At 74.7% G+C, this 11,270-nt stretch carries 10 protein-coding genes; 5 read left to right on the top strand and 5 right to left on the bottom strand.

The window, feature by feature from the left end; translation table 11 throughout:
* On the top strand, positions 1 to 354 hold a 354-nt coding region (locus ACWGIU_RS16160), incomplete at its 5' end, for a hypothetical protein (RefSeq protein WP_453706276.1).
* Here ACWGIU_RS16160 and ACWGIU_RS16155 read toward each other — a convergent pair.
* The 4 genes from ACWGIU_RS16155 to ACWGIU_RS16140 form a co-directional block, all read right to left on the bottom strand.
* Positions 302 to 1,072 (bottom strand): SDR family NAD(P)-dependent oxidoreductase, encoded by a 771-nt coding sequence (locus tag ACWGIU_RS16155; protein WP_453706274.1) that lies wholly within the window; start codon positions 1,070 to 1,072, stop codon positions 302 to 304. The genes ACWGIU_RS16160 and ACWGIU_RS16155 overlap by 53 nt on opposite strands.
* Positions 1,073 to 1,149: 77 nt before the next feature.
* Positions 1,150 to 1,944 carry an Fpg/Nei family DNA glycosylase gene (locus ACWGIU_RS16150; RefSeq protein ID WP_453706272.1) on the bottom strand — a complete coding sequence of 265 codons (795 nt, stop codon included), beginning with the start codon at positions 1,942 to 1,944 and terminating at the stop codon, positions 1,150 to 1,152.
* 268 nt (positions 1,945 to 2,212) lie between these two features.
* Positions 2,213 to 2,902: a hypothetical protein gene (locus tag ACWGIU_RS16145; protein ID WP_453706270.1), complete on the bottom strand. Its 690-nt coding sequence runs from the start codon at positions 2,900 to 2,902 to the stop codon at positions 2,213 to 2,215.
* A 155-nt stretch (positions 2,903 to 3,057) separates the two neighbouring features.
* On the bottom strand, positions 3,058 to 7,647 hold the full coding sequence (locus ACWGIU_RS16140; protein WP_453706268.1) for an ATP-dependent helicase: 4,590 nt from the start codon (positions 7,645 to 7,647) through the stop codon (positions 3,058 to 3,060).
* An 80-nt stretch (positions 7,648 to 7,727) separates the two neighbouring features.
* Between ACWGIU_RS16140 and ACWGIU_RS16135 the strand changes: the two genes are divergently transcribed.
* The 3 genes from ACWGIU_RS16135 (at position 7,728) to ACWGIU_RS16125 (ending at position 9,816) form a co-directional block, all read left to right on the top strand.
* Positions 7,728 to 8,570: an AraC family transcriptional regulator gene (locus ACWGIU_RS16135; RefSeq protein WP_453706266.1), complete on the top strand. Its 843-nt coding sequence runs from the start codon at positions 7,728 to 7,730 to the stop codon at positions 8,568 to 8,570.
* Between the two features lie 245 nt (positions 8,571 to 8,815).
* Positions 8,816 to 9,511: an AzlC family ABC transporter permease gene (locus ACWGIU_RS16130; protein ID WP_453706278.1), complete on the top strand. Its 696-nt coding sequence runs from the start codon at positions 8,816 to 8,818 to the stop codon at positions 9,509 to 9,511.
* Positions 9,508 to 9,816, top strand: a complete 309-nt coding sequence (locus tag ACWGIU_RS16125) for an AzlD domain-containing protein (protein WP_453706264.1) — start codon at positions 9,508 to 9,510, stop codon at positions 9,814 to 9,816. The genes ACWGIU_RS16130 and ACWGIU_RS16125 overlap by 4 nt, the downstream gene beginning before the upstream one ends.
* On the opposite strand, the gene ACWGIU_RS16120 is transcribed toward ACWGIU_RS16125, so the two are convergent.
* The gene (locus ACWGIU_RS16120) at positions 9,785 to 10,795 is read right to left on the bottom strand and encodes a hypothetical protein (protein ID WP_453706262.1); all 1,011 of its coding nucleotides are present in this window, start codon (positions 10,793 to 10,795) and stop codon (positions 9,785 to 9,787) included. The genes ACWGIU_RS16125 and ACWGIU_RS16120 overlap by 32 nt on opposite strands.
* A gap of 81 nt (positions 10,796 to 10,876) precedes the next feature.
* Between ACWGIU_RS16120 and ACWGIU_RS16115 the strand changes: the two genes are divergently transcribed.
* Entirely contained in the window at positions 10,877 to 11,071 is a 195-nt protein-coding gene (locus ACWGIU_RS16115) for a DUF3046 domain-containing protein (protein WP_453706260.1), read from the top strand.
* Positions 11,072 to 11,270: the final 199 nt, after the last annotated feature.

The following is an 11,270-nucleotide window of genomic DNA, read 5'->3' as shown; positions in this document are numbered from 1 at the left end:
CCCGGCCGTTCTGGGTGCGGGGGCGCGAAGGGTGCGGGACGATGGGGCGGTCCGGGTTCCGGTCCCTGGGAGGCAGTCGTGCGGCGGTTGCTGCGCATACCCGCGGTGTCGGTCCTCGCGTTGACGGTGGGGGCGCTGTGGTGGTGGGCCGTGCTGCGGCTGGTGCTGGCGCCCGCGGAGTCCGGGGCCGTGGAGGGCGCGGTGGCGGTGGGCGGCTGGGGGCTGGGGCTGCTGCCGGTGCACTGTGTGCCCGGCCCGGTGCGGAAGGCGCGGCGGAACGCGCTGCGGGCGGTCGGCGGGGCTACCAGGGCATGGACACCCCACCGTTCGGGCGAAGAATCTGACCTGTCATGAAGGACGAGGCCTCCGAGGCCAGGTACAGCACCGCCCGGGCGATGTCCTCGGGTTCGCCGACCCGGCGCAGCGGGGACATGCGGACCATGGCCGCCTCGGTCCGCTCCTGGACCTCGGGGCCGTGGCGGCCGGTCATGGGGGTGCGGATCCAGCCCGGGGCGACGGCGTTGACCCGTATGCCGTGCGGGCCGGCCTCGGTGGCGAGGGTCTTGGTCAGCTGGACGACGGCGGCCTTGGCGGCGCTGTAGCAGAGCAAGCCGGGCTGGGCGGCGTCCACGGCCCCGGAGGCCATGGTGACGATGGAGCCGGGGCGGCCCGCCGCGATCATGGAACGGGCGGCCTCCTGGCAGGTGCGCAGAACCCCTTTGAAATTGATGTCCAGGATCCGGTCGAGGTCGGCGTCGGACGTCTCCAGGACCCGGCTCGTGTGCATGACGCCGGCGATGGCGGCCGTGATGTCGAGCGGGCCCGCCGCGGTGACGGCCGCCCGGAGCGCGGCCCGGTCGGTGACGTCGAGGGGGTGGACGGTGGCTGCGCCGCCGGCCTTGGCGACGAGGGCGGCCGTCTCGGCCAGGCCCTGCTCGTCGCGGTCCGCGCAGTGCACGTGCGCGCCCGCCTCAGCGAGCAGGACGGCGGTGGCGCGGCCTATGCCGCTGGCGGCGCCGGTGATCAGGGCGGTGCGGCCGACGAGGCCGTACGGGTCTGTGGGTGTGGGCATGGCGGGACCGTACGACCGTATCTGACGACCCGTCAATCGGTGTGCGGGGGTGCGTCCTGTCGCCTTCGTCCTGCTCGCTACGGGGTCGGACCTTGCTGGCAGCGGGGGCACCAGTAGGTGGGGCGGCCGTCCTGGGGGGCCTCGCGGACCGGGGTGCCGCAGCGCAGGCACGGGCGGTGCGTGCGGCCGTAGACGAAGAGGTCCTGGCCCGGGCGGCGGCTGCCGGTCGTGTTGCGCGGGCCCGGCCGCTCGCCGGTGTTCGCGGACAGCAGCCGGTGGGCTGCGGCGGCCAGCCGGGGGAGGTCCGACTCCGGGAGTGCGCCGACCGGGGTCCACGGGGTGACCCCGGCGAGGAAGCAGAGCTCGGCCTTGTAGATGTTGCCGATCCCGGCGAGGTTGCGCTGATCGAGCAGGGCCTCGCCGAGGGCCCGCTCGGGGGCGGCGAGGAGATGGGCGGCGGCGAGCGCCGGGTCCCAGTCCGGGCCGAGGAGGTCGGGGCCGAGGTGACCCACGGCGCGGTCCTCCTCCGTGGTGCGGATCAGCTCCAGGACGGGGAGGCGGTAGCCGACGGCGGTGCGGTCGGCCGTGCCGAGGACGGCCCTGATCTCGTGGGCGGGGCCGCCGCGCCACTTCTCGCCGGAGGCGAAGACGTGCCAGGCACCGTCCATCCGGAGGTGGCTGTGCAGGGTGAGGCCGCCCTCGAAGCGGGTGAGGAGGTGTTTGCCGCGCGGGGTGACGTCGAGGGTGACGCGGCCGGTGAGGTCGGCGGTGGCGAAGCGGGGCACCCGCAGGTCGCTGCGGGTGAGCACGCGGCCTGCGAGGGCCGCGTGGAGCCGGGTCGCCGCGCGCCGGATGCTGTCGCCTTCGGGCATGGGGCCATTGTCGCCCGCCGCGGCCTGCGGGGGCCCGGGGCCGGGACGTCCGTGGGCCGGGCGGAGGTCCGCGGCACGGCGGGCTGTGTTCCTGGGAGGTCCGTGGAGGTCCGTGGGCTCGGTGGTCGGGTTCCGGGAGGTCCGGGCCCAACGGCCGGAGCCCCTGCGGCGGGGTGCAGCCGCAGGGGCACTTCGGGTCAGGAGGGGGCCGAGGGGCCGGAGGGGCCGAATGGGCCGGAGAAGCCGGAGGGGCCGGAGGGGCCGCTCATCACTTCCAGACGAGACCCTTGTTCGGGTAGTTGTACGGGTTGCCCCAGTACTCGGCCGCGGCGACCTTCGTCTGGGCCGACGGGGCGAGGGCCACCGCGCAGCTGGTCTGCGTCCGGCCGTTGGTGAAGCCCTTCGGCAGCGACTCGTTCGGGCACTTCTCGAACTCGCCTATGATCGACAGGCGCTGTGCCTCGGTGCCGTCCCCGAGCAGGCCCTTGACCTGGGTCACGGACGAGAACGACAGGTCCGTGGTGCCGGTGTTCTTGACCGAGTAGCGGATGTAGTACGGGATCATCCCCTTCACCTTGTCGCCGAGCTTGAGCGCGTCCAGGTCGGCGGGGTTGCCCTGCTCGATGGCGGTGACCGTGAGGGCGATCTGGCCGCCCTTGTTGCTCCCGTAGCTGAACGGGACCTCGGCGGCTTCGCCGATCTTGAAGGTCTGGCCGGACTTCGCCGTGCCGTTCGCCCCGGCGGGGGCCTCGCTCCCGCCGGTGGTGGGGGCGGTGGCGCCGGGGCTGGCCGCAGAGGACGGGGCGTCGGCCGAGGCGGACGGGGCGCCGGCCGAGGTGCTCGGCTGCGCCGGGGGCAGCTCCTCGTTGCCGTTCTTGCAGCCCGTCAGGGCCAGGGTTCCCGCGACAGCCAGGCTGACCGCGCCGAGGGTGGTGGTACGCATGCTGATGGTGCTCACTCTTCTACTCCCCCATGACTGTGCATCGCCGATGCAATGCCTGTGATCATCTTGATAAGGGATGAATAAGTGCGGCTGCCAGCTCAGGCGTGCCCGGAAACAGTTCTGTGACATGTCCAGGACGTGAGCGGAACAGTCGAGACCGTTCGCGGTCGTCAGGAACGCAGGCGCAAACCTCTCGGAGTGGCGTGGAAACCGGCCGACTCCAGTGCTGCCCCCAGCGGGGAGGTCAGTGCCGCCTCCGCGTTGATCCGCTCCACCGTGAGGGCCGGGAGCGTGCCCGCGCGGGAGCCGGCCGCCAAGGCGGCCGTGGCCGCCGCGAGCCGCGGATCGTCCGGGGCGGGCCAGGCCAGCAGGGTCTTGCCGCCGCGCTCCAGATACAGGGTGAGCTCCCCGTCCACCAGGACCACCAGGGAGCCCGCCTTGCGGCCCGGCTTGTGGGTGGCCCCGGCCGGGGGCTCGGGCCAGGGCAGAGCCGCGCCGTACGCGTTCGCCGGGTCGGCGGCCGCCAGCACCACCGCCGCCAGCGGGGGCGGGGTCCGCTCGGCGGCCCGGAGCCGGTCCACCGCGCCGTCCATCGCGAACTGGGCCGCCCCCAGCCCCTCCACCACATAGCCCCGACGGGCCTGGCCGCTGTCCTCGAAGGCCGACAGCACGCGGTAGACCGCGCTGAAGCCGCCCTCCACCCCTTCCGCGGCGACCGCCCCGCGCGTCACGACCCCATGGCGGTCCAGCAGGGTGCGGGCCAGGGCATGGGCCCGGTGCGTCGGATCGGGGGCCGCGGCCGGCAGCAGGGACCAGCGGCCGGAGACGGGGGGCGGTCCGGTACGGGACACGGTCGCTTGAAGCGTGCCGTACCGGCCGCGGGGCACGGTGCGCCGCGCCCGGTGGGCCGTCGAGCCCGCCGTGCGGCCCGAACCCAGCAGTGAGCGCAACGGAGCCAGGGTGTCGTTGGTGAGCCGGCCCGACCAGGCCAGGTCCCACACCGCCTCGGAGAGCGCGACGTCCGACACCTCGGGGAACTCGGCCCGGATCGACTGCGCGATCTGCCGGAAGAACAGGCCGTACCCGCCCGCCAGCGCCGCCAGGACCGCCTGGTGCAGGGGGCTCTGTTCCAGCGGGTGCGGCGGGGGCAGCAGCATCGGGGCCGCCTCCGCCAGGTAGAGCGAGACCCAGCCGTCCTTGCCCGGGAGGGCGCCGGCCCCCGCCCAGACCACCTCGCCCGCGGTGGTCAGTTCGTCCAGCAGGCCGGGGGTGTACCCGCTGACCCGCGACGGGAGGATCAGGCGTTCCAGTGCGGAGGCCGGGACCGGGGCGCCCTGGAGCTGTTCCACCGCCCGGGCCAGCCCGTCGAGGCCACGCAGGGCTCCGCCCAGGTGCTGCCACTGGGGGAGGAAGGTGGCCAACGAGGTCGGCGGGACCGGTTCCAGCTCCTGTCGGAGCGCGGCGAGCGAGCGGCGGCGGAGCCTGCGCAGCACCGTCGCGTCGCACCACTCCTGGCCGATGCCCGCCGGGTGGAACTCGCCCTGCACCACCCGGCCGGCGGCGGCCAGCCGGTGCAGGGCGCCCTCCGTCACCGCCGCGCCCAGGCCGAAGCGGGCGGCGACGGTGGCCGTGGTGAAGGGCCCGTGGGTGCGGGCGTACCGGGCGAGCAGGTCCCCGAGCGGGTCCTTGACCGGCTCGGTGAACGCCTCCGGGACGCCGACGGGCAGCGCCGTGCCCAGCGCGTCCCGCAGCCGCCCCGCGTCCTCGATCGCCGCCCAGTGGTCCGCGCCGCCGATCCTGACCGGGATGGCACGGCGGGCCGCGACCAGCTCCTGCGCCCAGGCCGGATCCGCCCCACGCCCGGTCAGCTGGTCCCGCGTCAGCGGGCCCAGCATGCGCAGCAGGTCGGCCACCGACTCGGGATCCTTGGCCTGCCGGTCCTCGGTGAGCCACTGGAGCTCCCGCTCCAGCTCCTCCAGCACCTGCGCGTCGAGGAGCTCGCGCAGTTCCGCCTGGCCGAGCAGCTCGGCCAGCAGCCGGGAGTCCAGCGACAGCGCTGCCGCCCTGCGCTCCGCCAGGGGCGAGTCGCCCTCGTAGAGGAACTGGGCCACGTACCCGAAGAGGAGGGAACGGGCGAAGGGGGAGGGCTCCGGGGTGGTGACCTCGACCAGCCGCACGCGGCGCGCCTCGATGTCCCCCATCAGCTCGGTCAGGCCGGGCACGTCGAAGACGTCCTGGAGGCACTCCCGTACGGCCTCCAGCACGATCGGGAAGGAGCCGAACTCCGAGGCCACCTGCAGCAGCTGGGAGGCGCGCTGGCGCTGCTGCCACAGCGGGGTGCGCCGGCCGGGGCTGCGGCGCGGCAGCAGCAGGGCGCGGGCCGCGCACTCGCGGAAGCGGGAGGCGAACAGCGCGGATCCGCCGACCTGGTCGGTGACGATCTGGTTGATGTCACCGCGGTCGAAGGCGACATCGGCCGCGCCCAGCGGGGCCTTCTCGTCGTCGAACTCGAACCCGTGCGGAGCGGCCGGGTCGTGGTCCAGGAGATCCATCGACAGCAGGTCCGCATCGGGGAGCCGGAGCACGATCCCGTCGTCGGCGTGCATCACCTGCGCGTCCATGCCGTACTTCTCGGCGAGGCGGGCGCCCAGCGCCAGCGCCCACGGGGCGTGCACCTGCGCACCGAAGGGGGAGTGGACCACGACGCGCCAGTCGCCCAGTTCGTCGCGGAACCGCTCGACCACGATGGTCCGGTCGTCGGGGACGTGGCCGCACGCCTCGCGCTGTTCGGCGAGGTACGCCAGCACGTTCTCGGCGGCCCAGGCGTCCAGGCCGGCCGCCACCAGCCGCAGCCGGGCGTCCTCGTCGCTCAGGCCGCCGAGCTCGCGGAGGAACGCGCCGACCGCGCGCCCCAGTTCGAGGGGCCGGCCGAGCTGGTCGCCCTTCCAGAACGGCAGCCTGCCCGGCACTCCGGGGGCGGGGGTGACCAGGACCCGGTCGCGGGTGATGTCCTCGATCCGCCACGAGGTGGTGCCCAGGGTGAAGACGTCCCCGACACGGGACTCGTAGACCATCTCCTCGTCGAGCTCACCGACCCGGCCGCCGCCCTTCTTGGGGTCGGAACCCGCGAGGAAGACACCGAAGAGACCTCGGTCGGGGATCGTGCCGCCCGAGGTGACCGCGAGGCGCTGGGCACCCGGCCGGCCCGTGACCGTCCCCGCCACCCGGTCCCAGACCACCCGCGGCCTGAGCTCGGCGAACGCGTCCGACGGATAGCGCCCGGCCAGCATGTCCAGCACCGCCGTGAACGCCGACTCCGGCAGCGCCGCGAAGGGCGCCGCCCGCCGCACCAGAGCGAGCAGGTCGTCCAGCTGCCAGGTGTCCATCGCGACCATCGCGACCAGTTGCTGCGCCAGTACGTCGAGGGGGTTGGAGGGCACCCGCAGCGACTCGATCGCCCCCGTGCGCATGCGCTCGGTGACCACCGCCGCCTGCACCAGGTCGCCGCGGTACTTGGGGAACACCACCCCGGTGGAGACCGCGCCCACCTGGTGCCCGGCCCGGCCCACCCGCTGCAGCCCGGAGGCCACCGACGGCGGGGACTCCACCTGGACCACCAGGTCCACCGCGCCCATGTCGATGCCCAGCTCCAGGCTGGAGGTGGCGACCACGGCGGGCAGCCGGCCCGCCTTCAGGTCCTCCTCCACCAGGGCCCGCTGCTCCTTGGACACCGAGCCGTGGTGCGCGCGGGCCAGCAGCGGCGGGGCGCCCAGGGCGGCGCCCGACTGGGCCATGATCTCGGCCGGAGGCGTCCCCTCCGGCAGCTTCTCGCCCACGGCGCGCTCGTACGCGATCTCGTTGAGCCGGTTGCACAGCCGCTCGGCGAGTCGGCGGGAGTTGGCGAACACGATCGTCGAGCGGTGCGCCTGCACCAGGTCGGCGATGCGCTCCTCCACATGTGGCCAGATCGACGGCTTGTCCCCGCCCTCCTTGCCCTCGGTCGCCGGGGAGCCGCCCAACTCGCCCATGTCCTGCACCGGGACGACCACCGACAGGTCGAACTCCTTGGTTGACGGCGGCTGGACGATCTCCACCTTGCCGCGCGGAGCCAGGTACCGGGCCACCTCGTCCACCGGCCGGACCGTCGCCGACAGCCCGATCCGGCGCGCCGGGCGTGGCAACAGCTCGTCCAGCCGCTCCAGGGAGAGGGCGAGATGCGCGCCGCGCTTGGTCCCGGCGACCGCGTGCACCTCGTCCAGGATCACCGTCTCGATCCCGGCCAGGGCCTCCCGGGCCGCCGAGGTCAGCATCAGGAACAGCGACTCGGGCGTGGTGATGAGGATGTCCGGCGGGCGGGTGGCCAGCGCCCGCCGCTCGGCGGGCGGGGTGTCACCGGAGCGGATCCCCACCCGGATGTCCGGCTCGGGCAGGCCCAGACGGACCGACTCCTGGCGGATCCCGGTCAGCGGGCTGCGCAAGTTGCGTTCCACGTCGACGGCCAGCGCCTTCAGGGGCGAGACGTACAGCACGCGGCAGCGCTTCTTCGACTCGGCGGGCGGCGGGGTCGAAGCGAGCCGGTCGAGGGCCGCGAGGAACGCGGCCAGGGTCTTGCCGGAGCCGGTGGGGGCGACCACCAGCACGTCCGAGCCCTCCCCGATCGCCCGCCACGCTCCCTCCTGCGCGGTGGTGGGCGTGACGAAGGCCCCCGTGAACCACGAGCGGGTCGCGGGGGAGAACGAGTCGAGCGCAGCACCTGCCATGCCCCCATCGTGCACCCGGGCACTGACAACGGGCCGGACCTGGGCAAACGCGCGACGCGGGTGGGGCGCAGAATGGAGGGATGGGGACGGACGGGGGCTCCGGGGGCGGCCGGGAGTGGGCACGGCACTGGCAGTTCGCGGAACTGCCCGGGCTGGACCTGCTGCGCGCCCACTACGTACGCCACACCTTCCCGCGCCACGCGCACGACGGGTACGTCATCGCGGCGGTCACCGGAGGCATCGAGGAGATCGGGCTCCCCGGCCACGTGCTGCGCGCCGGGCCGGGCAGCGTGGTCCTGATCAATCCCGAGGTGCCGCACAGCGCGCGCGCAGGGGTGCCCGAGGGCTGGGCGTACGCCACCCTCTATCCCTCGCGCGAGCTGATCACCGAAGTGGCCGAGGAGATCGGCACCCTGCGCGGCACCCCCGGCTTCACCGACGACCTGATCTCCGACGCGCGGGGCTCACAGGCCATCACCGAGGTCCACCGGGCCGCCGAGGCCGGGAACGCGCTGGCCGCCGACACCCTGCTGCGCGGCGTGGTGGCGCGGATGCTGACCCGGCACGCCGGACCGCTGCCCGCCCGTGCGGTCCGGGGCGCGGGCGGCGCCGACGCGGCGGCGGCCCGGGCCGTACTGCAGGAGCGGATGGCCGACCCGCCGTCGCTGGTGCAGCTCGCCGCGGAGCTCGGTACGAGCCCCTTCGCCCTGCTGCGGGCCTTCCGTGAGCGGTACGGGATGCCGCCGCACACCTGGCTGACCGACGCCCGCGTCCGGCAGGCGCGCCGCCTCCTCGACGCGGGAACGGCGCCCGCGGAGGCGGCCGTCACCGTGGGCTTCACCGACCAGCCGCACCTGAACCGGCACTTCACCCGCATCGTGGGGGTGCCGCCGGGCGCGTACCGGCGGGAGCGGGCCGGTTAGGCTCCGCCATGCTCGGGGGAGTGCCGGCACCGCGCGACGCACAGCTGAGACCCCTTCGGCCACCCCTGCGAGCAGCCCCTGACCGTTCTCGCGGCCGGACTGCTCGCAGCCGTCGAGCGGGGACCGACCGCGCTGCTCGGCGAGCCGCCGCGCCGCACGGGGTGAAGATCGTGCGCGCAAGAACGTACAAGACCCGCCCGCCACGTCCCGCGTAGTTTCGGGACGTGGGAGAACATCAAGCAGTGATGCAGGAGACCCCCGGCGGGGTCGTCGAGGGACGGCCGCGGGCCGCCGTCGTGCGCGACGCACTCGGGGTCGGGGTGGCCGTCGGGCTGTCCGGGTTCGCGTTCGGGGTGACCGCGGCCGGGGCCGGCATCAGCACGCTCCAGGCCTGTGTGCTCAGCCTGCTCGTCTTCACCGGGGCCTCGCAGTTCGCCCTGGTCGGGGCGCTCGCGGCGGGCGGGAACCCCTTCACCGCCGCCGCCGGAGCCTTCTTCCTCGGGACTCGCAACGCCTTCTACGGTCTGCGGCTGTCGCAGCTGCTCGAGCTGCCCCGCCCCGTGCGGCCGCTCGCCGCGCACTGGGTGATCGACGAGACCACCGCCGTCGCGCTGGCCCAGCCCGACCGGAAGTCGGCCCGGCTCGGCTTCACCGTCACCGGGCTCACCCTCTACGCGCTGTGGAACCTCACCACTCTGCTCGGCGCGCTCGGCGCCGAGGCCATCGGCGACACCAGGGCCTGGGGGCTGGACGCCGCCGGACCCGCCGTGTTCCTGGCCCTGCTGGCACCCATGCTGAAGACCTCCACCGAGCGGGCGGTCGCCGCCCTCGCGCTCGTCCTCGGGCTCGGCTTCCTGCCCGTACTGCCCGCCGGTGTGCCCGTGCTGATCGCGGCCCTGGCCGCCCCCGTGGTGCTGTGGATGAAGGGACGCCGTCCGTGAACGTCTGGATCGCCATCGGCCTCACCTTCGTCGGCTGCTACGCCGTCAAGCTCGCCGGGCTGCTCGTTCCCGCCGGGGCCCTGGAACGGCCGCTCGTGCGCCGCCTGGCCGCGCTGCTTCCGGTCGCCCTGCTCGCCGCGCTCACCGCCCAGCAGACCTTCAGCACCGGGTCCGCGCTCGTCGTCGACGCCCGTGCCGCCGGACTCGCGGCCGCCGGGCTGGCGCTGGTGCTGCGCGCCCCGTTCCTGGTCGTGGTCGCGGCCGCCGTCGTCGTCACGGCGGGGGTACGGGCCCTGGGTGGCTGACCGGGGCGGGCAGGCGCCCGTACGCCCGTAGGGTGAGCAGGGCCTCCAGGGTGGCGATCGGCCGCCGCTCCAGCGCGCTCCCCGGCGCCCAGGCCCGCCGGCGCACCGGCCAGCCGCCGTCCGGCTGCTGCTCGGAGGCCAGGAAGTCCAGCGAGCGGCGCACCTCCGCGTCGGTGAACCAGCCGCGGGCCAGCGACTCCGGCCTCTTCGCGTAGTCGTGCGGATACAGCCGCTCGCCCGGCGCGTAGCCGGGGGCCTCCGGGTACTCCGCCCGCCGTACCGGATCGAGCACCACGAGCCGCTGCTCGCGCACCAGCCGGCCGAGCCGGTCCGCGGCCGCCGCCGCGCGCGCCCGGTCGGGGATGCCGTCGAGGAAGGCCACCGCGCTCTGGACCTCGTACGGATGCGAGTGGTGCAGGTTCTCGACCCGGTCCCAGCAGAAGTCCGTGGCCCGGAAGAGCCAGGCGTGCCAGACCCGGTTGCGGTGCAGTACGCCGACGACCGGGCCCGTGGTCAGCAGCTCGCCCGGCGGGTCGTCGTGCATCGGGTGGTAGGGGGCCGCGGGATAGTGGCGGGGGGCCGGGAAGACCACCGGAAGGGCGCCGTCCACGGTGGAGACTCCGGTCAGGTGGCGGCAGAGCCGCTCGATGCGCTGGCCGGCGCAGCGGCCCAGGCTGTCGAGCACGCGCAGCGCGTGCGCGGTGTGCAGGGGCTGGCTGAGCGGACCGCGAAGATCCGGATCGAGGGCGTGACCGTAGCCTCCGTCCGTGTTGAGATACGAGCCGAGGGCCGTGTCCACCGGGTCGGCGTCCGCGCCGAGGAAGTGGAACGCGAACCGCCGCTGCTCCAGCACGCGGGCCGTGAGCCAGATGAACCCCTCGGCGCGGGCCAGCGGGGCCTCTGAGGGCCGGGGCGTCTGCGGGGTCTGTGGGGTCTGTGGGGGTTGCGGGGTCTGCGAGGAAGCTTCGTCTCCGGGCATGCGTGCAACCTAGGACGCGGTGGTGCGGCGAGGAGGGCCGAACGCGGGCGGTGCACTCTCCCGGGGCGGGATACTGGGGGCATGCGGTTGACGATTTTCTGGGAACGGATGGCGGAGTACTTCGGCGCGGGCTACGCCGACTCCTTCGCGCGGGACCACGTCATGACGGAGCTGGGCGGGCGGACCGTGCACCAGGCGCTGGACGCGGGCTGGGAGGCCAAGGACGTGTGGCGCGCGGTGTGTTCGGCCATGGACGTGCCGGCGTCGCTGCGCTGACGCGGCGCCCTCGGCGAGCGCGGCGGGCGCTGTCGGCCGGCGGCTTCGCCGTCCGAGGCTCCGGTGGGACAGACTTGGCGGCGTGGCAGCCAGTGAAGAGACGACCGACCAGCCCGCAGACGTGCAAGGAGTGACACCGCCGCAGGAGCCGGGGCCCGCCGGGCCGCCATCGGGGGAGCCGTCCGGGCCGCCCGCCGGG

This window comes from Streptomyces sp. NPDC054840, from assembly GCF_053611065.1.
This window is presented reverse-complemented; position numbering and strand designations above follow the sequence as displayed.